This window comes from Streptomyces sp. NBC_00207 (assembly GCF_045160965.1).
In the GTDB taxonomy this organism is placed as follows: Bacteria; Actinomycetota; Actinomycetes; order Streptomycetales; family Streptomycetaceae; genus Streptomyces.
On sequence record NZ_CP130715.1, the window covers coordinates 4,796,181 to 4,820,054 of the forward strand.

General features: G+C 69.9%; 22 protein-coding genes and 1 riboswitch. Of the genes, 11 read left to right on the top strand and 11 right to left on the bottom strand.

What is annotated here, in order from left to right; translation table 11 throughout:
- Positions 1-16: 16 nt before the first annotated feature.
- Positions 17-1,522 carry a cytochrome ubiquinol oxidase subunit I gene (locus OG472_RS22665; protein ID WP_401610225.1) on the bottom strand — a complete coding sequence of 502 codons (1,506 nt, stop codon included), beginning with the start codon at positions 1,520-1,522 and terminating at the stop codon, positions 17-19.
- Positions 1,523-1,712: 190 nt separating this feature from the next.
- Here OG472_RS22665 and OG472_RS22670 point away from each other — a divergent pair, with 190 nt between their 5' ends.
- Positions 1,713-2,081, top strand: a complete 369-nt coding sequence (locus OG472_RS22670; RefSeq protein WP_319721230.1) for a cyclophilin-like fold protein — start codon at positions 1,713-1,715, stop codon at positions 2,079-2,081.
- 41 nt (positions 2,082-2,122) lie between these two features.
- Here the strand turns inward: OG472_RS22670 and hisC are convergent, their stop codons facing one another.
- Complete coding sequence (gene hisC, locus OG472_RS22675; protein ID WP_030707773.1) at positions 2,123-3,202, bottom strand: histidinol-phosphate transaminase; 1,080 nt, start codon at positions 3,200-3,202, stop codon at positions 2,123-2,125.
- A gap of 361 nt (positions 3,203-3,563) precedes the next feature.
- On the opposite strand from hisC, the gene OG472_RS22680 reads away from it, so the two are divergent.
- The 3 genes from OG472_RS22680 (at position 3,564) to OG472_RS22690 (ending at position 7,101) form a co-directional block, all read left to right on the top strand.
- The gene (locus OG472_RS22680) at positions 3,564-4,679 is read left to right on the top strand and encodes a LacI family DNA-binding transcriptional regulator (protein ID WP_327414982.1); all 1,116 of its coding nucleotides are present in this window, start codon (positions 3,564-3,566) and stop codon (positions 4,677-4,679) included.
- Between the two features lie 215 nt (positions 4,680-4,894).
- Complete coding sequence (locus OG472_RS22685; RefSeq protein ID WP_405834909.1) at positions 4,895-6,133, top strand: metallophosphoesterase; 1,239 nt, start codon at positions 4,895-4,897, stop codon at positions 6,131-6,133.
- A gap of 149 nt (positions 6,134-6,282) precedes the next feature.
- A complete protein-coding gene (locus tag OG472_RS22690) occupies positions 6,283-7,101 on the top strand; it encodes a hypothetical protein (RefSeq protein ID WP_405941956.1) in 819 nt (272 codons plus the stop codon).
- Positions 7,102-7,169: 68 nt separating this feature from the next.
- On the opposite strand, the gene OG472_RS22695 is transcribed toward OG472_RS22690, so the two are convergent.
- Positions 7,170-7,532 (bottom strand): hypothetical protein, encoded by a 363-nt coding sequence (locus OG472_RS22695; protein WP_405830978.1) that lies wholly within the window; start codon positions 7,530-7,532, stop codon positions 7,170-7,172.
- A gap of 970 nt (positions 7,533-8,502) precedes the next feature.
- Complete coding sequence (locus OG472_RS22700) at positions 8,503-9,264, bottom strand: hypothetical protein (RefSeq protein WP_401610215.1); 762 nt, start codon at positions 9,262-9,264, stop codon at positions 8,503-8,505.
- Positions 9,265-9,623: 359 nt separating this feature from the next.
- On the opposite strand from OG472_RS22700, the gene OG472_RS22705 reads away from it, so the two are divergent.
- On the top strand, positions 9,624-10,745 hold the full coding sequence (locus OG472_RS22705) for a glycosyltransferase (protein WP_405941957.1): 1,122 nt from the start codon (positions 9,624-9,626) through the stop codon (positions 10,743-10,745).
- A gap of 174 nt (positions 10,746-10,919) precedes the next feature.
- Here the strand turns inward: OG472_RS22705 and OG472_RS22710 are convergent, their stop codons facing one another.
- Both OG472_RS22710 and thiC read right to left on the bottom strand, forming a co-directional pair.
- Entirely contained in the window at positions 10,920-12,095 is a 1,176-nt protein-coding gene (locus OG472_RS22710) for a hypothetical protein (RefSeq protein WP_405941958.1), read from the bottom strand.
- 974 nt (positions 12,096-13,069) lie between these two features.
- Complete coding sequence (thiC, locus tag OG472_RS22715; RefSeq protein WP_401610208.1) at positions 13,070-14,857, bottom strand: phosphomethylpyrimidine synthase ThiC; 1,788 nt, start codon at positions 14,855-14,857, stop codon at positions 13,070-13,072.
- Positions 14,852-14,997, bottom strand: a riboswitch (TPP riboswitch). Its footprint overlaps the gene before it by 6 nt.
- A gap of 72 nt (positions 14,998-15,069) precedes the next feature.
- Between thiC and OG472_RS22720 the strand changes: the two genes are divergently transcribed.
- Positions 15,070-16,497, top strand: coding sequence for a YibE/F family protein (locus tag OG472_RS22720; protein ID WP_401610206.1), 1,428 nt, complete (start codon positions 15,070-15,072; stop codon positions 16,495-16,497).
- A 59-nt stretch (positions 16,498-16,556) separates the two neighbouring features.
- On the opposite strand, the gene OG472_RS22725 is transcribed toward OG472_RS22720, so the two are convergent.
- The 4 genes from OG472_RS22725 to OG472_RS22740 form a co-directional block, all read right to left on the bottom strand.
- Positions 16,557-17,006, bottom strand: a complete 450-nt coding sequence (locus OG472_RS22725) for an SsgA family sporulation/cell division regulator (RefSeq protein ID WP_319721220.1) — start codon at positions 17,004-17,006, stop codon at positions 16,557-16,559.
- A gap of 97 nt (positions 17,007-17,103) precedes the next feature.
- The gene (locus OG472_RS22730; RefSeq protein WP_401610423.1) at positions 17,104-17,841 is read right to left on the bottom strand and encodes an IclR family transcriptional regulator; all 738 of its coding nucleotides are present in this window, start codon (positions 17,839-17,841) and stop codon (positions 17,104-17,106) included.
- Positions 17,842-18,138: 297 nt separating this feature from the next.
- Positions 18,139-18,357 (bottom strand): DUF5326 family protein, encoded by a 219-nt coding sequence (locus tag OG472_RS22735; protein WP_401610421.1) that lies wholly within the window; start codon positions 18,355-18,357, stop codon positions 18,139-18,141.
- 152 nt (positions 18,358-18,509) lie between these two features.
- Positions 18,510-18,827 carry a cupin domain-containing protein gene (locus OG472_RS22740; RefSeq protein WP_319721218.1) on the bottom strand — a complete coding sequence of 106 codons (318 nt, stop codon included), beginning with the start codon at positions 18,825-18,827 and terminating at the stop codon, positions 18,510-18,512.
- A gap of 89 nt (positions 18,828-18,916) precedes the next feature.
- Between OG472_RS22740 and OG472_RS22745 the strand changes: the two genes are divergently transcribed.
- The 5 genes from OG472_RS22745 to OG472_RS22765 all read left to right on the top strand — a co-directional run bounded on the left by OG472_RS22745 (position 18,917) and on the right by OG472_RS22765 (position 22,582).
- Positions 18,917-19,297, top strand: a complete 381-nt coding sequence (locus OG472_RS22745; RefSeq protein ID WP_401610203.1) for a phage holin family protein — start codon at positions 18,917-18,919, stop codon at positions 19,295-19,297.
- Between the two features lie 20 nt (positions 19,298-19,317).
- Complete coding sequence (locus OG472_RS22750; RefSeq protein ID WP_405943201.1) at positions 19,318-19,806, top strand: low molecular weight protein-tyrosine-phosphatase; 489 nt, start codon at positions 19,318-19,320, stop codon at positions 19,804-19,806.
- Positions 19,803-20,960, top strand: a complete 1,158-nt coding sequence (locus OG472_RS22755) for a cystathionine gamma-lyase (RefSeq protein ID WP_401610200.1) — start codon at positions 19,803-19,805, stop codon at positions 20,958-20,960. Before OG472_RS22750 ends, OG472_RS22755 begins: the two co-directional genes overlap by 4 nt.
- Before the next feature lie 176 nt (positions 20,961-21,136).
- The gene (locus tag OG472_RS22760) at positions 21,137-22,042 is read left to right on the top strand and encodes a LysR family transcriptional regulator (protein WP_401610197.1); all 906 of its coding nucleotides are present in this window, start codon (positions 21,137-21,139) and stop codon (positions 22,040-22,042) included.
- Positions 22,043-22,102: 60 nt separating this feature from the next.
- Positions 22,103-22,582, top strand: a complete 480-nt coding sequence (locus OG472_RS22765; protein WP_376611932.1) for an NUDIX domain-containing protein — start codon at positions 22,103-22,105, stop codon at positions 22,580-22,582.
- A gap of 34 nt (positions 22,583-22,616) precedes the next feature.
- Here OG472_RS22765 and OG472_RS22770 read toward each other — a convergent pair whose 3' ends face one another.
- A complete protein-coding gene (locus tag OG472_RS22770; RefSeq protein ID WP_401610194.1) occupies positions 22,617-23,804 on the bottom strand; it encodes a globin domain-containing protein in 1,188 nt (395 codons plus the stop codon).
- Positions 23,805-23,874: the final 70 nt, after the last annotated feature.

Genomic DNA, 23,874 nt, shown 5'->3' on the forward strand with positions numbered 1-23,874 from the left:
TGCGGTCTCCTCAGCCTCAGTACGAGAAGGCCATCGGCCGGTCGGGGTTCTTGTCGTCCCCGCCGATCTTGGTGGGCGGGTTGAGGTCGGCCTCGGTGAGCTCGGGCGGTCCGGCCTTGACGTACTTGACGAGGAGCCTGACCTCGATGACGGCGAGCACCGCGTAGAGGAGGGTGAAGCCGATCATCGAGGTGAGCACCTCGGCCTGGGAGACGTTCGGCGAGACCGCGTCCCGGGTGCGCAGGACTCCGTAGACCACCCAGGGCTGGCGGCCCATCTCGGTGAAGATCCAGCCCCAGGAGTTGGCGATGAGCGGGAAGCCCATCGTCCAGAGCGCGACGATCCAGTACAGGTTGGCGAACTTAGGGCCCAGTGCCTTCTTGAAGAGGACCAGGTTCGGGACCTCGTCCTCACCGGTCCGCAGCCCCGGCGGCAGCATGAACTTCTTGCGGGTGAGCCACAGGCCCAGCACGCCGACGCCGAGGGAGGCCATGCCGAAGCCGATCATCCAGCGGAAGCCCCAGTAGGCGACCGGGATGTTGGGCCGGTAGTCGCCGGGGCCGAACTTCTCCTGCTCCGCCTTGTTGACGTCGTTGATGCCCGGGACGAAGGAGGTGAAGTCGTCGTTGGCCAGGAAGGACAGCAGACCGGGGATCTCTATCGCGACCTTGTTGTGGCCCTTCTCGACGTCGCCGTAGGCGAAGACCGAGAAGGGAGCCGGCGCCTCGCCGTCCCAGAGCGCCTCGGCGGCGGCCATCTTCATGGGCTGCTGCTTGAACATCACCTTGCCGAGCAGGTCACCGCTCACGGCAGTGCCCATGCCCGCGATGATCATGACGACCAGGCCGAGCCGCAGCGAGCTCCGCATCACGGGGATGTGCCTCTTGCGCGCCAGGTGGAAGGCGGCGATGCCGGTCATGAACGCACCGCCCACCAGGAAGGCGGCCGTGATCGTGTGGAAGAACTGGGTGAGCGCGGTGTTCTGGGTGAGCACGAGCCAGAAGTCGGTGAGCTCGGCCCGGCCCCGCTCCTCGTTGATGCGGTACCCGACCGGGTGCTGCATCCAGGAATTGGCCGCCAGGATGAAGTAGGCGGAGAGGACGGTGCCCATGGACACCATCCAGATGCAGGCCAGGTGGATCTTCTTCGGCAGCTTGTCCCAGCCGAAGATCCACAGGCCGATGAAGGTCGACTCGAAGAAGAAGGCGATCAGCGCCTCGAAGGCCAGCGGGGCCCCGAAGATGTCGCCGACGAAGCGCGAGTAGTCGGACCAGTTCATGCCGAACTGGAACTCCTGGACGATGCCGGTGACGACGCCCATCGCGATATTGATCAAGAAAAGCTTTCCCCAGAACTTCGTGGCTCTGAGGTACTTCTCCTTCTCGGTGCGCACCCACGCGGTCTGCAGGCCGGCCGTGAGCGCGGCGAGCGAGATCGTCAGGGGTACGAAGAGGAAGTGATAGACGGTGGTGATTCCGAACTGCCATCGCGCCAGAGTCTCCGGCGCCAAAGCTAGGTCCACGTCCTCGTCTCCTTCGCGTCGCCGTGGTCACGCGGCAGTCTGCCTGTTGTGTCCCACTCAATCCGGGAGAAAGCGGGACACGCTTGTGAACGCGTTCACATTCACAAGCATTATGTCGTACCGCTGTCGGCAGCCTTCAGGCGGGGTACCCCTCTAGCCAATTTCTTCAACAGATTGTTGAATGCGGCTCATGCAGATACGGATTTCCTGGCCTGCGGGCCAGCTCACCGCAACCCTCGACGAGACCCCGACCAGCAAGGCGCTGGCCGAGGCCCTTCCGATCTCCGCCTCCGCGAACACCTGGGGCGAGGAGGTCTACTTCGACACCGGTGTCTCGGTGGCCCTGGAACACGACGCCCAGCAGGTCGTCGAGCCGGGCACGGTCGCGTTCTGGACCGAGGGCGACGCGCTCGCGCTGCCCTACGGCCCCACGCCCATCTCACGCGGAGGCGAGAGCCGCCTGGCGAGCCCGTGCAACGTGCTCGGCTCGTTCGACGGCGACCCCCGCCTGCTCTCCACCGTCCGCGACGGCGATCCCATCCGCGTGGAACTGGCCTGACCGACCCCGGCGGGTCCGGCCGCCGGGACAACCACGGCCGCCTACAGCTCCTTGAAGAACGCCTCCGCCGTGTGCAGGAAGAGGTCGTTCGCCTCGGTCTCACCGATCGTGACCCGCAGGCCCTCGCCCGCGAAGGGCCGGACCACCACACCGGCCTTCTCGCAGGCCGCCGCGAACTCGGCGGTCCGCTCCCCCAGCCGCATCCACACGAAGTTCGCCTGGGTGTCCGGCACGGACCAGCCCTGGGCGAGCAGCGTCTCGTGCACCCGTGCACGCTCGCCCACCAGCGCCCCGACGCGGCCCATCAGCTCGTCCTCGGCGCGCAGCGAGGCCACCGCCGCGTCCTGCGCGAGCTGGCTGACGCCGAACGGCATCGCCGTCTTGCGCAGCGCCGCGGCCACCGGCTCGTGCGCGATGGCGAAGCCGACCCGCAGGCCCGCCAGGCCGTACGCCTTGGAGAACGTACGCAGCACGGCCACGTTCGGCCGGTCGCGGTAGAGCTCGACGCCGTCCGGGACGTCCGTGTCGCGCACGAACTCGCGGTACGCCTCGTCCAGGACCACCAGGACGTCCGAGGGCACCCGGTCCAGGAACCGCTCCAGCTCGGCGCGGCGCACGGCGGTGCCGGTGGGGTTGTTCGGGTTGCAGACGAAGATCAGCCGGGTCCGGTCGGTGATCGCCGCCGCCATGGCCTCCAGGTCGTGCACGTCCCCGTCGGTCAGCGGGACCTGCACCGAGGTCGCACCCGAGATCTGCGTGAGGATGGGGTACGCCTCGAAGGAGCGCCAGGCGTAGATCACCTCGTCGCCCGGGCCGGCCGCCGCCTGGATCAGGGACTGGGCCACGCCCACCGAGCCGGTGCCCGTGGCGATGTGCTCGACCGGCACCCCGAAGCGCTCGGCGAGCTCGTTCACGAGGCCGGTGCAGGCCATGTCGGGGTACCGGTTGAAGCTGCCGGCCGCCGAGACCGCGGTCTCCAGCACGCCCGGCAGCGGCGGGTACGGGTTCTCGTTCGACGACAGCTTGTACGCGACCGGTCCTCCCGCGGCAGCCGGCTTCCCGGGCTTGTACGTCGGAATGCCGTCCAGCTCGGCGCGCAGCTTCGGGCTCTTCTCGCTCACCGCAGGTCCTCCTCGACCGTCCCTTACGACGTCGCCGTCGACTCAATACTGCTCACCTTATGAGGATTCCGCCGTTCCGAGAATGGGGGCGCCTGGAATGCGGGGGAGCGCGCGCATATATGCGCGCGCCGGTGGCCTGCGCCGTGGCGCGCGTCCCTCGTGCAGGTGAGTTGAGACCGTCCCGAGACCACACCGTTTTGGCATGCCCGGACCCGCCGACAAGCTCCACCCTTACTCTCGGCGATCAAATACCTTCATTTCCAAGGTCATTGGGGGTGGCGAACCATGCAGAATCGTGCCTGTCAACGGGTGCATATGCACCCGGACCACCCACCCCACCGAGCCCTACTATCGGCTCGCCATGACAGCAGCAGGGAAGCATCAGGTGAGCCGGACCGAGACCACCCGGCGGGCCGCCGGCCGACAGGGCCGGGCCGGCATCAGGGACGTGGCCGCCGCGGCGGGCGTCTCCATCACAACCGTCTCCGACGCGCTCAATGGCAAGGGACGGCTGCCCGACGCCACCCGCCGCCACGTTCGCGAGGTGGCCGACCGGCTGGGATACCGCCCGTCGGCCGCCGCCCGCACACTCCGTACCGGCAAGTCGGGCCTCATCGGCCTGACCGTGACGACGTACGGGGATGAACCTTTCACCTTCACCGAATTCGCCTACTTCGCCGAGATGGCCAGGGCCGCCACCTCCGCCGCGCTCGCCCGCGGCTACGCCCTCGTCATCCTCCCCGCCACCTCCCGCCACGACGTGTGGTCCAACGTCGCCCTCGACGGCACCGTCGTCATCGACCCCTCCGACCACGATCCCGTGGTCACCGAACTGGTCCGCCAAGGTCTGCCCGTGGTCTCCGACGGCCGCCCCGCAGGCTCCCTCCCCGTCACCGCCTGGGTCGACAACGACCACGAGGCCGCCGTACTCGGCCTCCTCGACCACCTCGCCGCCGCCGGCGCCCGCCGGATCGGGCTGCTGACCGGCACCACCACCGACACGTACACCCGGCTCTCCACCACCGCCTACCTCAACTGGTGCGAGCGCGTCGGCCAGGACCCCGTCTACGAGTCCTACCCCGCCCACGATCCGTGCGCGGGCGCCGTCGCCGCCGACCGGCTCCTCGCCCGACCCGACCGGCCCGACGCCGTCTACGGGCTCTTCGACCCCAACGGCACCGACCTGCTCGCCGCCGCCCGGCGCTACGGCCTGCGCGTCCCCGAGGACCTGCTGCTCGTGTGCTGCAGCGAGTCCACCGTCTACGCCAACACCGAACCGCCCATCACCACCCTCTCCCTCAAACCGCGCCGCATCGGCACCGCCGTCGTCCAGCTGCTCATCGACGCGATCGAGGGAGTGGACACCGGGCGACCCGTCGAACAGGTCGTCCCGACCGAGCTCATCATCCGTACGTCGTCGCAGCGCAGGCAGCCCCGAACGACCGTCAGCCCACCCCGTTCCCCGGCCAAGGACTGACCGCCAGACCGTCCGGTCGGCCTGCCGACGACCCGGCCGAGCATTTCAGCAACACCGATATCGGTAGAAAACGGTAGGAACGATCGGCTCCGCAAAGGATTCACCACCCCTGGTGCGTCACAGAGCGCGAGCCGCATTCCTATGATGGGCGCACGACATCACGGACCCTCCTCCCCGGAGGTCAGGAGGGTCCGCAGGTGTACGGCAGCGCGACGGTGGTGGAGGGGTCGATGACTCAGGGGGCCGGTCAGGGACCCGCGATGCGGACGGACACGCTGCGGGACTTCCGGGTTCCAGTCACCGAACCCGCCGCGTACGCCGTATCCGCCGGGCATCCCGGTGAAGCTCCCGTCTACGGCGAGTACCCGGCGTACTACGACGACGGCACACCGGCCGTGCCCCCGCAGCCCGGCTACGCGCCGGCGCCGGCCGCACCGCCCGCCGCGCCGCCCGCCGCACCGCCGGCCCCGCAGCCCGTGCACGCGACGACCCACACCCCCGAGGACGACGACTTCGAGGGCTACACCCCGACCCACCGCGACCTGCCGATCATCGGCCGCGGCGCCCTCGGCGGCCCCGGCGACACCGTGCAGGTCCAGTACGTCCCGCAGGAGGCCGCAGCCGACGGCCCCGGCCCGCTCTACGTCGTCGGCGACGTCCACGGCTACCTCGACGAGCTCGTCACCGAACTCCACGCCCAGGGCCTCATCGACACGGAACGCCGCTGGTCCGCCGGCAACGCCCGGCTCTGGTTCCTCGGCGACTTCACCGACCGCGGCCCCGACGGCATCGGCGTCATCGACCTCGTCATGCGGCTGTCAGCCGAGGCCGCGGCCGCCGGCGGCTACTGCAAGGCCCTGATGGGCAACCACGAGCTGCTGCTCATCGGCGCCAAGCGGTTCGGCGACACCCCCGTCGTCTCCGGCGCCGGCACCGCCACCTTCCAGGCCGCGTGGCTCCTCAACGGCGGCCAGCGCACCGACATGGAACGCCTGCAGGACGTACACCTGCAGTGGATGTCGCGGCTGGACGCGGCCGTCCTGGAGGAGGGCCACCTGCTCCTGCACTCCGACACCACGGCCTACCTCGACTACGGCGACTCCATCGAGGACGTCAACGACACCATCCACGAGCTCCTCAACCGGGGCGACGCGGACATCACCTGGGACCTCTTCCGCAAGTTCACCAAGCGGTTCGCCTTCCGCGACGAGGGGACCGGCCCGCAGGCCGTACGCGAACTGCTCGGCACCTACGGCGGCAGCCGCGTCGTGCACGGGCACAGCCCCATCCCGTACCTGCTCGGCGAGGTGGGCACCGAGGACGGCGACGAGACGCGCGGCCCGGAGGCCGTGGACGGCCCGCACGTGTACGCGGAAGGGCTCGCCATCGCGATGGACGGCGGGGTGACGATGGCGGGCAAGCTGCTCGTCGTACAGCTCCCCTTGAACGACTGAGGTTTGTCACCACGGGGGTATTTCCGCAAAGCCCCTGTCAACCTGTGGCGTGGTCGCTCTACCATCGCTCTATCCGTAGCAGGCTCTCCTCCGTTTGTGCCGGTGCCCCGTTCTACGCGGGGATACCGGCTTCCACGGAGCATCGGGGGATGCACATGACCAGCGCTCCGCACCTGCTGACCGAAGACCGACCGGAGTTCGACCGCCTCCTCGACGAGGCACTGCGCACCGCGAACGAACGGCCCGAGCTCGCCACCCTCGGCGAACGACTGAACGCCGAACAGTTGCGCACCATGGCCCAGGGGGCCAGCGCGCTGCTGGCGGCCGCGGCCGCCGCCGAGTACGGCCACTACGTGAAGGTCCGCGGGGAACGACGCGACGAGGTGCTGTCCACACCCGGCGCCACGGAGGACGAGGACGGCGGGCAGGGCGTGGGCGGCGGCGCGGGAATCAGCGCCGTGGTCGCGGTCCTCGCGCCCGTCCTGGCGGGCACCGCCATGCTGATCTTCCTGTTCGTGGGCTACAGCCTCAAGCTGATCGAGCCCGAACCCGCCTTCGCCGAGACCATGCTGACGGCGGGCTGGCTGTTCGGCGCGCTCACCGTGGCCGCGCTGCTCTTCGCCGTGATCGGGCTGCTGGTGACGGCCGTCCGCAACAGCGCGACCGAAGTGGTGGCGGACGAGACCGAGGCCGTGCCCGACGAGGTGGCGCGGGCCCGCGAGGCCTGGCGGCACGCGCTGCTGGAGCGGGGCATCATGCCGTTCCTGCGGGATGCGCTGGCCGATCCGAGTGCGGGGCCGGGCTTCCCGACCCCCAGAACGCCGGCGGCCGGGCGCATCCCCAACCTGGGATACACCCGGCCCGACTTCACCAGCCCGGGATCCCCCTCGGAGGGACCCCGCCCCGGCTACACACCCCCGGACTTCACCAGCCCGGACTTCGGCGGCCCGGAGAACCGGCCGGAGTAACCTCCGACCGGCGTCCCGGGCCGACAGGGATCAGGAGACAGGGGTCACGGGACAGGGCTACTGCGCCACTACTTCATCTCCTTGCGGCCGAAGTTCAGGTTCCCGTCCTGGACCAGGTGCGAGAACTTGCCGCGCAGCGGAGGGGGATTGGGGCCGTTGGGCCCCGGGTTGACCGGTGCCCAGATCTCGGTGCACACGAGGGTGTCGGTACCCATGACGTTCTGCGGATTGCAGGTGGTCTCGAACAGATCCCCGTTGAGGGTCAGGACCGCGATCGTGACGCGGGTCGCCTGGGCTGCGATGGAGATGGAGCAGGCCCCGGTGGGATAGGTCGGGTTGGGGCTCGGGGCGGGACCGTTGTTGTCGGTCAGGTTGTACCAGATGAAGGGGGAGGGGTTGTTCCCTGAGGTCCGGATGCCGGCGAACGCCACGCCATCGTCCAGAACCGCCCTGACCTCGCTGGAGGTGCTGGGGTTGTAGGAGTCGACGTCGCTGCACGGGCCGGGGGTGCCGGTCGCGCCCGTGCCGCCGGTCGCACCCGTGGCACCTGTCGCGCCGGCCGCACCAGGAGACCCGTCGGTCCCCGCCGTACCCGTCGCACCCGTCGCACCAGGAGAACCATCGGCTCCCGCCGTACCTGTCGCGCCCGTCGCACCGGTCGCGCCAGGAGAACCATCAGTTCCTGTCGCACCAGTCGCACCAGGAGAACCATCGGCTCCCGCCGTACCCGTCGCGCCCGTTGCACCGGTCGCACCCGTCGCACCCGTCGCACCCGTCGCACCTGTGGCCCCGTCAGCCCCGGGCTCCCCCTGGGCACCCCGAGGGCCCCTCGGACCCGTCGGGCCTCTCTGGCCCTCCCTGCACTCGTCGTCGCCGCCCCGGGGGCCGTCCTCCGCTTTCCCTCTCGGGTCGTGATGGGGCTTCCTGTGCGGCTCGCAATGGTCCCCGCCGCCCGCGGAACCCACCACGTGGGCCGCTCCGGCCGCCTGCAAGGTCTGAGCCGTGGCGAGGGCGGGGCTGGAGATGCCCGCCAACACCAGGGCAAGCGATGCGAGGGTGCCACCCTTCACCCAGCTGCTCCGCCTCGGCAGCGGACCCAGGGTTGACCTGGTCCTCTTCTCCGGGTTCATAACGCCGCTCCTTCTCGAAACCGGATCGAACGATCTGCGATAGGGCCTCGGATCAGGCCGGCCGACCCGAGTGCGTGGGCCTGGACATCCGCCCCCGCACGCCGAAGGCCGGGCGCATCCCCAGGGTGGGGTACTCCCGGCCCGACTCCACCCGGGCCGGGATCCCCCTTCGGGGGACCCCGCCCGGCTACACCTCCGGACTTCACCGGCCCCGAACACCAGCCGGAGTCGCTCCCCGACCGGCCCGGGACACCTCGGTACGGCGTGCCTGTTACTTCATCGCCTTCGGATGCCGGTTGACCGCGTCGGGGGACATCATCTTGTCCGCCTTGCGAAGATCCGGGTCGCCCGGGTCAGGCTGCCGGAACACCGGAGCCCACACCCCGGTGCATGTGAGTGAGGACGGGGCCTGTCCGTTGCCCGGGACCACGGTGCAGGGGGTATCGAAGATGACCCCGCCCTCGGTCACCACTTCGATCGAGAGAGCGTTGGCCTGGTGCGCGATGGAGACACCGCAGGCGTCCTCCGGGTAACTGTCGCCGACCAGGGTGAGGTCGTACCAGCTCCAGGTGCCCGCGCCGGGGCCCGTGAGATCGCGGATGCCGGCATAGGTGTTCCCGTCTCCCGGGATCACCGCCTTGTACTCGCGACTGTTCTGGTCCCGGACCGCGGCGATGGAGCGGCAGAGAGCCGGGCCGGTGTCACCCGTAGCGCCCGTGGCTCCGGTCGCCCCCGTAGCGCCCGTGGCACCGGTCGCACCCGTGGCCCCGTCGGCCCCGTCCTCACCCGGCTCACCCTGCTCGCCTTGCGGACCCCGCGGGCCCGTCGGACCGGTCGGGCCCACCTTGCACTCGTCGTCACCGCCACCGCGGGGGCCTGCCTCGACGGCAGCCGACCTCGGCCCGGAGTCGTAGTCATGGTCGTTGTGCTTCGACTTGCACTTGTCCCCGCCGCCCGTCGGGCTGACCACTCGGGTCGCCTCGGCCGCCTGGATGTTCTGGGCCGTGGCGAGCGCGGGGCTGGAGATGCCCACCAACACCATGGCAAGCGATGCGAGAGTGCCGCCCTTCACCCAGCTGCTCCGGCTCGGCAGCGGACCGAGGGTTGACCTGGTCCTGTTCTCAGGACTCATAAACGCCGCTCCTTCTCGAAATCGGATCGAACGATGCGCGATGGGGCCTTGGGGCCGCCTCGGCCATCGTGGAGACCGGGGACGCGAACGGCGGGAAGCCTCGCAGGTAAGTCCACTTATCGGACTAACGATGAGCTTCGACTGGCGGTGAGCCGCACCCTGCCGGGTCGGGACCCCTGCCCTTGCGGTCGAGCTTCCTTGCACGGAATTACCCGTATCCCTACGGTCGACTCAAGGTCAAATTCATCACCACACAGCGGATGGACCCCTTGAAGACAACGGTCTGCCTGAACATGATCGTCAAGAATGAGGCTCCGGTGATCCGACGCTGCCTCGAATCCGTTCGCCCATTGATCGATACGTGGGTGATCGTGGACACGGGCTCGACGGACGGCACCCAGGACATCATCAGGGAATTCTTCAGCGATCTGCCCGGCGTGCTGCACGAGCGGCCGTGGAAGGGGTTCGACGGCAGCCGCAGCGAGGCGATCGACCTCGCCCGCTCCAGCGCGGACTACCTGCTGTTCGTCGACGCCGACGACGTCATGGAGGTCCAGCCCGGCTTCTGCATGCCCGAGCTCACTCTCGACTCGTACCGCCTCGCCGTACACCACCGGCCCGTCATTCACTGGCGGCCCGCCCTGGTATCCACCCGACTGCCATGGAAATACGTCGGAGTGCTCCACGAGTACCTGGATTGCGAGGTCAAACACAACCACGGGGTACTCGAAGGCGCCCATATTCTCATCGTCGGCGGTGGGGCACGCCAGGGCGAAGGAAGCGAGCGGGAGAAATACCTGCGCGACGCGGAGATTCTCCGGCAAGGGCTGATCAAGGAGCCCGACAATGCCCGCTATGCCTTTTACCTGGCCCAGAGCTGGCGCGACGCCGGAGAACCGGAGAAGTCCCTCGCCGCCTACGACCTGCGGGCGGGCATGGGCGGGTTCGCCGAAGAGGTCTTCTGCGCCCAGCTCTACGCGGCACGGCTCGCGGCGACTCTCAAGAAGCCGCCGGCCGAGGTCGTGGACCGCTTCCTCCGGGCCCACGAGGGCCGCCCCTCACGCGCGGAGGCGCTCGGCAGCCTCGCCCGCCTCTGCCGCAACGAAAGCCGCTGGCCGCTCGCGTACATGTTCGCCCGGCAGGCGGTCCGCATCCCCCGCCCGGACGACATCCTCTTCGTCGAGTTCGACTGGCACGACTGGCGCGCACTCGACGAACTCGCCGTTGCCGCCTACTGGGTCGGCGAGTACCAGGAGTCGCTGGAATGCTGCGAACGCCTGCTCGGGGAAGGCAGGCTTCCCGCCGACCAGCACGACCGGGTAACCGCCAACCTCGACTTCGCACGGCGCAAGCTGGACCCGCAGTATCAGGTGGTCGCCTGACCACCGCTCCCACGCACGTGACGGAGGGCGTCGCCCCGGCCGACAGGCCGTGGAGCGGCGCCCTCCAGTCGTTGCGCTGAGCCGGGCGGATCCCCAACCTGGGATACGCCCGGCCGACCCGACTTCACGATCCCGGAGTTCGGCGTGCCGACACGCAGGCCGGAACGGGCTGCCCTAGCGGAGGCGGTTCCGGGAGGCTCCGCGCATCAGGTCTCCCTTGAATGCCTTGCCCCGGAGGCTTCCGGCAGTCGGGGCGGGGGTCAGTTCGGTCCACCCCTCGTCCCAGACGAAGGCGTTGCCGTTGGTGTCACCGTGTGTCTGGTAGACCCTGCCGTCCGTCGTCACGACCTTGACGTAGGAGTTGATGCCCTGCTCGATGATCGAGATGCCGCAGGCCCTGTTGAAGGGGAATCCCGGGTTGTCCGCGTTCGTGAGGTCCTGCCAGACAGGCACACCTCCGGCGGTGGTCGAGCGGCCGACGTAGGCGATGCCGTTCGTGAGAGCGGCACTGAACGACACGGTGTTCGAAGGCGCGTAACTGTCGATGTCGTCGCAGGGCCCAGTACCCGTAGCCCCGGTGGCGCCGGTCGCACCGGTCGCACCATTGGTGCCGTTGGTTCCATTGGTGCCCGTCGTACCGGTCGCACCCGTCGCACCCGTCGCGCCCGTGGCGCCGTCCGCACCATCGGTGCCGTTGGTGCCGTTGGTTCCATTGGTGCCCGTCGTACCGGTCGCACCCGTCGCACCCGTCGCACCCGTCGCGCCCGTGGCGCCCGTGGCGCCGTCCGCACCATCGGTGCCGTTGGTTCCATTGGTTCCATTGGTGCCCGTCGCGCCGGTCGCACCCGTCGCGCCGGTGGCGCCCGTGGCGCCCGTGGCGCCGTCCGCGCCGTCCGCACCATCGGTGCCGTTGGTTCCATTGGTGCCCGTCGCACCCGTGGCCCCGGTCGCGCCCGTGGCACCGTCCGCACCATCAATGCCATGGGCGCCAATGCCGCCAATGGTGCCCGTCGCACCCGTCGCACCGGTCGCACCCGTGGCACCCGTCGCACCCGTGGCGCCGTCCGTGCCAGCCGCCCCGTCCGCGCCCGTCGCACCCGTCGCGCCGGTCGCACCCTTCGCGCCCCTCGGCCCTGTCGGGCCCCGTCTGCCCTGTTCGCATCCGTCGTCACCATCGGGCCCGGCCTCGATGGTTGCTGCCCTCGGGTTGTGGTCCCGTCCCGGGTCCGGGCGGTCATGACGCCCGTCCGGCTTGCAGTGGTCTCCCCCCATGAGGCCCGCCGCGTTCACCCGCTCGGTTGCCTGAATGCTCTGCGCGAGGGCGAAGGCGGGGCTGGCGACCCCCATCATGACCAGGGCAAGCGATGCGAGGGCGCTGCCCTTCAGCCGGCAACTGCGTCTCGGCAGCGGTCCAAGCGTCGTTGACCTGGTCCTGTTCTCGGGGCTCATAGCACTCCTACTCGAAACCGACCGAACGATGTGTGTGGGCCTCTCCGGCCACATCGGTCAGCGTGGGAAGCGCTGCCGCAAGTGGCAGGACACCTCGCAGATAGGTCCTCTTATCGGACTAGTGATGCGACACCAACGGCCGCTGTGACGGACACGGAGAACGCGAGCCGTCAGGACGAGGTGTGCGACGACCAGCCGGTCGTGGCGAGTGGGAGCGCTCCGGCGCCGAAAACGGGCGGACCCGCGGCTCCCCCCATGGGTCGCGGGTCCGCTCCGTGGCTCATGTGCCGTCGAACGGTCAGTCGGTCGGCGGCAGGTGGCCGGCGGCAGGTGGGCGCGGTTGCCCGAGGCCGCGAGCTCCGCGGCTTCTGTGCCAGCATGCCGAGTCCCCCACCACGCAGAGCACCGCGCGGTCGGGCGCCCGGACCCGCTGCCGCCGCCCGGCCAGGGCCCGGGCAGGATGACGCTGCCGGCCAGAACCGTGGTCGCCCCAGCCGGGGAAGACCCATGCCGGCTGCTGGACCCCGGCCCACGGCGCCCACCCCACCCCGGCGATACGGGAAGTGGCTCGCCCTCGGCGGTTGCAGGGGAGCCCTGGGGTGCGCTGCGGGGTCGGGCTGATCGTCCTGCGTCGCCTCTGGGTTCCCGGAGCGCCGGGCGACGCCGTCGTGCTGACGAGTGCCGAGCCGGCAGGGGTGTGGAAGGACGAGCGGGGCGGCAGCCTCGTCCTGGCCGGGGACGGAACGTTCAGCGCCTCATCCGTCTGTGGCGACCGGCAGGACCGCGGCCCCGGCGCTCTTCCTGAAGAAGGGGACCGCTCGATGAGCGACGGAGGCCCGGACGGGAGCCTCCGCCGCTCACAAGGACCGTGAGGGTCAGTCGGCCAGGGGCAGGTAGACGCGGTTGCCCGAGGCCGCGAACTCGGCGGACTTCTCCGCCATGCCCGCCTGGATCTCGTCGGCCTTCAGGTCGCCGCCGTGCTCGCGGCGGATGTCCTGCGAGATCTTCATCGAGCAGAACTTCGGACCGCACATGGAGCAGAAGTGCGCGGTCTTGGCCGGCTCGGCGGGAAGGGTCTCGTCGTGGAACTCGCGGGCCGTGTCCGGGTCGAGGGCCAGGTTGAACTGGTCCTCCCAGCGGAACTCGAACCGGGCGTCCGACAGGGCGTCGTCCCACTCCTGGGCGCCGGGGTGCCCCTTGGCCAGGTCGGCGGCGTGCGCCGCGATCTTGTACGTGATGACACCGGTCTTCACGTCGTCGCGGTTGGGCAGGCCCAGGTGCTCCTTGGGCGTGACGTAGCAGAGCATCGCGGTGCCCCACCAGGCGATCATCGCGGCGCCGATGCCCGAGGTGATGTGGTCGTACGCGGGCGCGACGTCCGTGGTCAGCGGGCCGAGCGTGTAGAACGGCGCCTCCTCGCAGATCTCCTGCTGGAGGTCGATGTTCTCCTTGATCTTGTGCATCGGGACGTGGCCCGGGCCCTCGATCATCGTCTGGACGTTGTGGCGCTTGGCGATCGTGTTCAGCTCGCCCAGCGTCTTCAGCTCCGCGAACTGCGCCGCGTCGTTGGCGTCCGCGATGGAGCCGGGGCGCAGGCCGTCGCCCAGCGAGTACGTGACGTCGTACGTCGCGAGGATGTCGCAGAGCTCTTCGAAGTTCGTGTAGAGGAAGTTCTCCTTGTGGTGCGCGAGGCACCACGCGGCCATGATCGAGCCGCCGCGCGAGACGATGCCGGTCTTGCGGCGGGCGGTCAGCGGCACGTAGGGCAGCAGCACGCCGGCGTGGACCGTCATGTAGTCGACGCCCTGCTCGGCCTGCTCGATGACCGTGTCCTTGTAGATCTCCCAGGTCAGGTCCTCGGCGCGGCCGTCGACCTTCTCCAGCGCCTGGTAGAGCGGCACGGTGCCGATCGGGACGGGGGAGTTGCGCAGCACCCACTCGCGGGTGGTGTGGATGTTGCGGCCCGTCGAGAGGTCCATGACCGTGTCGGCGCCCCACTTGGTCGCCCAGGTCATCTTGTCGACCTCCTCCTCGATGGAGGAGGTGACCGCGGAGTTGCCGATGTTGGCGTTGACCTTCACCAGGAACCGCTTGCCGATGATCATCGGCTCGATCTCGGGGTGGTTCACGTTCGCCGGAAGCACCGCACGACCTGCGGCGATCTCCTCGCGGACGACCTCGGGGGAGACGTTCTCCCGGATCGCGACGTACTCCATCTCCGGGGTGATCTCGCCCCGGCGGGCGTACGCGAGCTGCGTGACGGCCTGGCCGCCACGGCCCCGGCGGGGCTGGCGCGGGCGGCCCGGGAAGACCGCGTCGAGGTTCTTGAGGCCACCGCGCGGCGAGGTGTGCTTGATGCCGTCGTCCTCGGGGCGCACGGGACGGCCCGCGTACTCCTCGGTGTCGCCGCGGCCGATGATCCAGTTCTCGCGCAGCGGGGCGAGGCCCCGGCGGACGTCGGTCTCGATCTGCGGATCGGTGTACGGACCGGACGTGTCGTAGAGCGTCACGTCCTTGCCGTTGGTGAGGTGGACCTGGCGGACCGGCACCCGGATGTCGGGGCGGGAGCCCGCCACGTAGCCCTTGTGCCAGCCGGGCTGGCGCTCGGTCTGGCCATCGGCGTCCTGGCTGACGGCAGGCGTGCGTGCGTCCTGAATGGTCATGAGACCTGATCTCCCTACGCCGGCATTACCCGGTAACAGGTTCGGCGGTCGACGCAGCCTCTTCCCGTACGCATCCGTGATGCGCGTACGGTGATCAGCGTCCTCTCAGCCCGGTGCTCCGAGCTCCCGCGTTGTGCAAAGTAGCCCCCACGCTAGCGTCATCCATGGCGTGCTGAACAGTGGGCCCCCTCATCTCTTGCGATGATCTGCTGGTGACGTCCTCGCCGCAGCCCCCCACCGAGCCCACAGAGCCCCATGGCCACACCGGCCACGCGCACGACGGCCCGGGGCACTCCGCCGGGCACTCGTCCGAGTCCTCCGGGGGTCCTTCCGCCGGTCATTCCCACGGCCACGGTCACAGCCACGGGCACGGCCCGGCGGCCCCCGTCTCGAAGCACCTGCGCAAGGTCATCGCGGCCGTACTGATCCCCTTCGCCACCGCCGTTGTCATCGGCCTGGTGGTGCTCTGGCCGGGCGGCGCCCCCGCCCACGAGCGCACGGGGGTGGGATTCGACCGGCAGACCCAGCAGGGCACGGTCGTCTCGCTCGAACGCGTCGACTGCAAATCGGTGAACGCCGCACAGGTACCGCCGACCGCGAACCCCTCCACCCCCGAGGGCCGTGAGGCCCAGGCCGCGCAGACCGGCGAGTGCAAGAAGGCCACCGTCGAGATCGGCACCGGCCCGGACAAGGGCCGCACCTTCGTGGAGGTCGTCCAGCCGGGTGCGCCGCGGCAGTTGGCGGACGGCCAGGAGGTGGTCGTGGCGTACGCGCCCGACGCCCCCCGCGACCTCCAGTACTCGGTGATCGACGTGAACCGCAAGATCCCGCTTGCGGTGCTGGCCGGCATCTTCGCGCTCGCGGTCGTCCTCGTCGGGCGGATGCGCGGGCTGTTCGCACTGATCGCGCTGATCGTCAGCTTCGGCGTGCTGACGCTGTTCATCCTCCCGGCCATCCTGCAGGGTTCGAACCCGCTCGTCGTCGCGGTGGTCGGGGCGAGCGCCATCATGCTGATCGCGCTCTACATGTGCCACGGCCTGACCGCCCGCACCTCGGTCGCCGTCCTCGGCACCCTCGTCTCGCTGGTGCTGATCGGCCTGCTGGGCTCGGTGTTCATCGACTGGGCGTCCCTCACCGGCAACACGGACGACAACACCGGGCTGATCCACGGGCTGTACCCGGACATCGACATGAGCGGTCTGCTGCTCGCAAGCATCATCATCGGATCGCTCGGCGTGCTCGACGACGTGACGGTCACCCAGACTTCGGCCGTCTGGGAACTGCACCAGGCGGACCCCTCGATGGGGTCGCGCGCCCTGTACCGGGCGGCCATCAGGATCGGCCGCGACCACATCGCGTCGGTCGTCAACACGCTGGTGCTGGCCTACGCGGGCGCCGCACTGCCCCTGCTCCTGCTGTTCTCGATCGCGAACAGCAGCATGGGCTCGGTGGCGAACAGCGAGCTGGTCGCGGTGGAAATCGTACGGACCCTCGTGGGCTCGATCGGACTGGTGGCCTCGGTCCCCGTGACGACGGCACTGGCCTCGCTGGTGGTTTCCGCCGACCGGCCGGCATCCCCGGACGTCGCGCCGGCCGCGGGGCCGGTCCGCGGCGGCCGGGGCCGGCGGCGCAAGCGCTGAAGGAGGTTTCCCGAACGGGGCTTCCCGAAGGGAGGGGCGGGCGGGCGAGAGCTCGCGCGTCAGCCGGCGTTCTGCTCGTTCTGCTTCGACTCCGCCAGGATCTTGCCGAGCGCCTCGTCGAGGTTCTCCTCGAAGTCGCCCAGGTTCCGCTCCTGTCCGAGCGGAACGATCCGGTCGGTGCGGTCGAGGAACGCGACGAGCGGCGCCGCGCTGGCGCGGAACAGCGCCCGGTCGCCGCCGACCTGCAGCCGGATGTGGACGTCGGACAGCTCCTCCGGATCGGTGGGGGCGATGTGCACATCGCCGTCACCGCACGGCTTGTTGATGCCGTCGAGGAGGAGCTCCCGGCCGAACGCCCAGGTCACGGGCGCGTCTCCGGGAAGGTGGAAGGTCAGGCGGACTGCGTAGGGATCACGGGCGTCGTACCGGAGTTCCACCGGAATCCTGAACGAGAGCTCCTCGGAAACGAGGAAACTCATCATGACCTCTGCCTGTACCGACTCGCGCATTGCCTACCCCGCTGTAGTGGAAGTGGCCAGGAATGATCCCCCAGGCTCCTCTTGACAAGAGTGGTGGAAGCGCTAGCAGATCACAAGGAGTGAGTTTTCAGATACTGATAGAGAACGAGAGGGTGCTCAACAGCGCGCCTACTTCACTCCGTAGTCGATCGACTACATAGAGCAATCGATCTTCCTGGTGCAGGGGGAGAGAAATGGCCATGGTTGCGGCGGTATCGCCCGCTGTGATGGGGATGGCCGCACAGACCGTGCCGAGGGCATATTCCTGGCGTTCGGTTACTGGCTGCATTCGCCCGAGGGCTCCGATCCGGTCCTCGAGCGACCGGAGATCCCGCACGGTATAAGCGGTGATCGGCTCGACCGGATATCGGTCGTAATGGTCCTTGCGCGTTTGCTCGTCGAGTTGTCCGAGCAGGCACTGGCCGATGGCGTGCGCATGTCCGGTCGCACGGAAGTCGGCCCACTCCTCGCAGGCCGGGCTGGCCTGGGTGTCCGAAACTCCCACGACCTCGATCTCACCCTCGCGGTAGACCGCGAAGTAGACGGGGGCCCCGACCGCGTCGCGGAAGTGCGCGAGGGAGTCGAGGATCATGCTGCGACGTTTCTGCTGGAGTCCCCCACCGGCGAGCCGACCCGCTGCGTCGCCGAGGACGAAGACTCCGCCCTCCCTGCGCAGATAGCCCTCGTGGGTGAGAGTGCGCAGCAGGTGGTAGGCGGTGGGAAGCGGGAGCCCGGCCTCGCGCGCGAGCTGTTTCGCCGGGGCTCCCTGACTATGGGACCCCACTGCTTCGAGCAGTCTCAGCGCCCGCTGGACCGAGCCGATCAGCGTCGGCACACCGGCGTTGTGAACCGGAGACAAAGCTCACCCCCAGGCGTGGCGGCGGGCCTTCGGGGAGGCCCGCCCTGCGGGGGCCGCCCCCGCGCATGCCGTGACTCCTGGGGGTCGTACTCGGCGGCTCGTTAGCATCACCGCAGGTCAGAGCGGCAGTACCGGCTTTCGATGCCCAGGGACCGGCGCAGATTGCCACTCTATCCGCCGGTTCCGGGGCTGTGAGCGGTTTAGTGCCTCACGTTCCCTCACCTGGCTCAATCCCCGAGCTGCCGGCCCCGTCCCCGCCGCGTTCTACCAGTCGCCGGAGGAGGACTTCGTACGGCCGCCGCCGACCTTCTTCACGACGAACACCAGGCCGGCGACGAGGCCGATGAAGAGCAGCACCTTGAAGACGACCCCGATCAGCACGGTCAGGATGCTGGTGATCACACCGCCGAACACGAAGAGCGCCAGCAGCGGAACGGCGACCCACTTAACCCACCAGGGCATGCCTGCGAATGTCTCTCGGATGCCGTCCATGTCCTCGACCTCTTCCTCGTCCTTGACTTCCTGCTCTCGATGCTAGGAGGCCACGGCCCCGGATCGGGGCCCGCGAGCCCCCGGACTCCCCTGACCCGCCCCTTAGGGGAATCCGGACGCCGACCCTCAGCCGCCCGGTCCGCTCAGCTCTCCGGCGGGGAGAAGACCACCATCACCTTCAAGTCCTCGGTGATGTGGTGGAACTTGTGCGGGACGCCCGCCGGGACGTAGACCACGCTGCCGCGCGCCACGGTGGTCGTCTCCTCCCCGACGGTGATCGAGGCGCGCCCGCTCACGACGAAGTACACCTCGTCCTGACGGTGGGGCTGCTGCGGATCGACCTGCCCGGCGTCGAGCGCGTACAGCCCGACGGACATGTTCCGCTCGCGCAGGAACTGCAGATAGGCGCCGTCGTTGGCGGCCCGCTCCGCTTCGAGCTCGTCAAGCCGGAAGGCTTTCATCGTGGTTGTGCCCCTTGTACTCGGTAGCGCCGTCGCATCCGCTGATCTGCGGATGTCCCACCGGGATCTTCTCTGCCACGATCAGACACATGATGAATTTCGTAGTCAAGACGCTCGCCAACGCGGCGGCCCTGGCCGTCGCAATCTGGCTTCTCGCCGGCATCACCCTCGACGACGGCAGCAGCCTGGGCCGCCGGACGCTCACCCTGATCCTGGTCGCGCTGGTCTTCGGCCTGGTGAACCTGATCGTCAAGCCGTTGGTGAAGCTGCTCTCGCTGCCGCTGTTCGTCCTCACCCTGGGCCTGTTCACCCTCGTCGTGAACGCCCTGATGCTGCTCCTGACCTCGTGGCTGGCCTCGGAGCTCGAGCTCAGCTTCCATGTCGACGGGTTCTGGACCGCGGTCCTCGGCGGCCTGATCATCTCCATCGTCTCCTGGGCCGTGAACATGGTCCTGCCCGACAAGAACTGAACGGAACGCCCATGACGCCCATGTACCGCGTCTGCTTCGTCTGCATGGGCAACATATGCCGCTCCCCCATGGCCGAGTCCGTCTTCCGGGCCCACGTGGCGCGGGCCGGCCTCGACGGCCTGGTCGAGGTGGACAGCGCCGGGACCGGCGGCTGGCACGAGGGCGACGGCGCCGACCCGCGCACCGTCTCCGTCCTGGAAGCCGCGGGCTACGAGCAGGACCACCGGGCCCGGCAGTTCCACTCCTCCTGGTTCGACCGCCTGGACCTCGTCATCGCGCTCGACGCGGGACACCTGAGGGACCTGCGGGCACTGGCACCCACTCCGCAGGACGCCGCCAAGATCCGGCTGCTGCGGTCCTACGATCCGGCCGCGGCCGCGGAGACCGACGTACCGGATCCCTACTACGGGTCCCTCGACGGGTTCGAGGAGTGCCTGGAGCTGGTCGAGGCGGCGAGCCCCGGTCTGCTGGACGCCGTACGCAAGGCCGTGAAGGAGCACACCGCGTGAACGAGTACTCCCCCGAAAGAACCGCCGAGGCGATCGGCGACGGCACCCGCGCCGTCCGCGCCGGACTGCCGGAGCCCGTGAAGAACGAGCCGACCCTGCCCGGACCGGTCTTCGCCGCCCACTTCCACCTCCCCGGCGACGTCGAAGGCCCGTACGCCTACGGCCGCGACACCAACCCCACCTGGACCCTGCTGGAGCGGGCGATCGGGGAACTGGAGGCCCCCGGCGAGGAGGTGCACACCATCGTCTTCGCCTCCGGCATGGCGGCGGTCTCCGCCGTCCTCCTCTCGCAGGCGCGCACCGGCGACACCGTGGTCCTGCCCGACGACGGCTACCAGGCGCTGCCCCTGCTGCGGGAACAGCTGGAGGCGTACGGGATCCACGTGCGCACCGCCCCGACCGGCGACGACGCCCAGCTCGCGGTCCTCGACGGAGCCCGGATGCTGTGGATCGAGACCCCGTCCAACCCCGGGCTCGACGTGTGCGACGTACGGCGCCTCGCGGACGCGGCGCACGCCGGCGGGACCCTGGTCGCCGTCGACAACACCCTCGCCACCCCGCTCGGGCAGCGGCCCCTGGAGCTCGGGGCGGACTTCTCCGTCGCGAGCGGCACCAAGGGCCTCACCGGCCACGGGGACCTGCTGCTCGGGTACGTGGTCTGCCGCGACCCGGAGCTCGCGGCCGGCGTCCGGCGCTGGCGCAAGATCGTCGGCGCGATCCCGGGCCCGATGGAAGCCTGGCTCGCCCACCGCTCCCTGGCCACGATCCAGCTGCGCGCGCACCGGCAGTGGGCCAACGCGCTGGCCGTCGCCGAGGCGCTGACCGGCCGCCCCCACGTGACCGGACTGCGCTACCCGGGCCTGGCCACGGACCCCTCGCACAAGACGGCCGCCCGCCAGATGCGCGGCTTCGGCTCGGTGGTCTCCTTCACCCTGCCCGACCGTGCCCACGCGGAACGCTTCATGGCCGCCCTGCACCTGGTCGAGGACGCCACGAGTTTCGGTGGAGTGCGGTCCACCGCCGAACGGCGGGGACGGTGGGGCGGCGACGCCGTGCCGGAGGGCTTCATCCGCTTCTCCGCCGGGGCCGAGGACACCGAGGACCTGGTCGCGGACGTCCTGCGCGCCCTCGACCTCGCAGGCGGCGCCGGCTGAGCGGGCCCTGGGACGACGGTCCGAGCCTCCCCCCTCGTGGCTCGGACCGCCCCGGGTTCCGCGCGCGAGGAACCACGCGACAAGGCTAATTGACTCTGCGTCAGAGTCCAATCACGGTAACGACAGGTGCCTATCTGCATATTTATAGTTGAAGGCCCCCACCGAGAGGTGCCGCGATGGACCTGGCCCTGCTGCGCACCTTCGTCGCCGTTCACCGGGCCGGCTCGTTCACCCGCGCCGCCGCCCTCCTGGGCCTGTCCCAGCCCGCCGTGACCTCGCAGATCCGCACCCTGGAACGCCAGTTGGGCCGGCCCCTCTTCCACCGCCGGGCCCGCGGTGTCACCCCCACCGCCGTCGGCGACGAACTCGCCCACCAGGCCGCCCCCCACCTCGACGCGCTGCTGCGGATCACCGAGGCCGGGCGGGAGGCCGCCGGTGCGTTGCGCACCCTCCACGTCGCCGGGCCACCCGAGTTCCTGTGCCTGCGCGTGCTGCCCGCCCTGGCACCCCTCGTCGGCCAGGGCCACACCCTGCGCGCCGCCCTGGAGACCGGCGCCGAAGCGACCCTCGACGGGCTCGCCGCCGGCAACCACGACCTCGTCGTCACCACCGCCCACCCGCGCGGCGGGCTCTTCACCGCCACCGCCCTGTGCGACGAGGAGCACGTCCTGGTCGCCGCGCCCTACTGGGCGGCGCTCGTCGACACGGAGCGGCTGCGCGCGGAGGGGCCGGCCGCTCTCGACGGCATCCCGGTCGTGGAGGTCCACGAGACCCTGCCGCTCGTCTCCCGCTACTGGGCCGCCGTCTTCGACACCCGGCCCGATGCCCGGTCCCTGGCCGCCACCGTGGTGGCTCCCGACCTGCGGGCCGTACTGGAGTGCGTCGGGGCCGGCGCCGGGCTCGCCGTCCTGCCCCGCTATCTGTGCCAGGAGGCCCTCGACAGCGGCCGGATCGTGGCCCTGGCGGAGCCCTCCGTGCCGCCACTGCGCACCTGGTTCCTGGTCGTGCGGACCGGGAGCCTCGCCCTCGCCCACCTCGCGCGGGCGCACGACCGGCTGGTGGAAGCCGCCGTGCACTGGTGAGCCCCTCTTTTCCGGCCCGTGGCGCGTTTCAGAAGGGGAGCCGTGGGCCACTCTTCTCCCATGACCGAACGTCCCGTGGTCAAACGCACCGCCCGCGCGATCCTGCTCGACGGTGACGACCTGATCCTCATCAAGCGCACCAAGCCCGGCGTCGATCCCTACTGGCTCACCCCCGGCGGGGGAGTGGAGTCCTCGGACGCCACCGTCGTCGACGCCCTCCACCGAGAGGTCCACGAAGAACTCGGCGCGAAGATCACCGATGTGGTGCCCTGCTTCGTCGACACCGTCGAGCACATCGCCGACCGGGGGGTGACCGGCGTGAAGGTGCAGCACTTCTTCGTCTGCCGCCTCGAATCGATGGACCCGAGCCTGCGGCACGGTCCCGAAATCGACGAACCCGAGGGCGAGTACGAGATCGTCCGTGTGCCCTTCAGCCGCGTGGGGATCGCCGCCGTCCATCTCGTCCCGCTGTCCTTGCGGCACTACCTCGACGGCAACATCGAGGGCGTACGCGCCATGCACGCTCCCGACCTGGGCTGAGCCCGGACTGGGACCGGCGGGCTGCCCGCCGGTCTCAGCCGGCGATGCCGACCAGCTCCTCCACCGCGTCGTGGCGGATCCGATCGCCGGGGATGCCGATCCGAAGGAGCTCGTCCACCCCGCTCCGGATCATCGCGGGCGGCCCGGAGATGAAGGCGTCGTACGAACTCCACGGCCCGTGTTCACCGACGGCCTGCGGGAGTTGACCGGCCAGCCCGTCGCCCACCACCGGGCGCACCGACAGCCACGGATGCGAGCGCTGCAGCCCGAGCAGCGTGTCCTTGTCGTAGAGGTCGTTGTCGCTGCGCGCCCCGAAGAACACCTCCACCGGCCGCCGCTCGCCGTGCTCGGCCACGTCCTCGATCAGCGCCTTGATCGGGGCGATGCCGGTGCCGCCGCCCAGGCACAGCATCCCGTTGTCAGTGGTGTGGTCCACCACCATCGACCCGGCCGGCGGTCCGAGGCGCAGCACGTCCCCCGGACGGGCGTGGCGCACCAGCGCGTTGGAGACCCAGCCCGCGGGGACGGCTTTGACGTGGAACGACAGCAGCCCGTCGGCGCGCGGCGCCGAGGCGAAGGAGTAGTGCCGCCACACCCGCGGCCACCACGGGGTCTCCAGGCTGGCGTACTGCCCGGCCAGGAAGGCGTACGGCTGGTCGGGGCGGACCGTCAGCACCGCGATGTCCGAGGTGCGCAGATCGTGGGAGACCACCTCCGCGTGCCACCACGCCGGGGCCTTCACCTCGTCCTCCGCCGCCGCGTCGATCATGATCTGGGAGATCGCGGTGTACGCGCGCACCCACGCGGCCTGCGTCTCCGGCCCCCAGCTGTCGGTGGCGTACCGGGCCAGTGCGCCGACCAGGGCCTCGCCGACCGCGGGGTAGTGGCCGGCCATGGTGCCGTACTTGCGGTGCCCCGTGCCCAGTCGGCGCAGATAGGGGGCGAGTACGTCCGGGTTGTCGATGTGCTCGGCGGCGGTCAGCAGCGCCTTCAGCAGCCGGTCGCGCTGCGTGTCCATGGCGGCGGGGAACATGCCCCGCACTTCGGGGTGCCCGGAGAAGACCAGCGCATAGAAGTACGAGGTCACCTTGTCTGCGATCGGTGCGATCTCCGCGAGGGTCCGGCGGATGAGCACGGCATCCGGTGAGGGTTCGGCCGCACCGCCCTCGACGGGTATCCGGGCCGAGTCGCGTCTGGCCGATCTGGTGGGCGGAGCGTCCATGCGGTGCCTCGCTTCGAGCATCTCGGTCGGTCTGCACACGCCACGGCCTGTGAATCCGTGGATCCGGGTT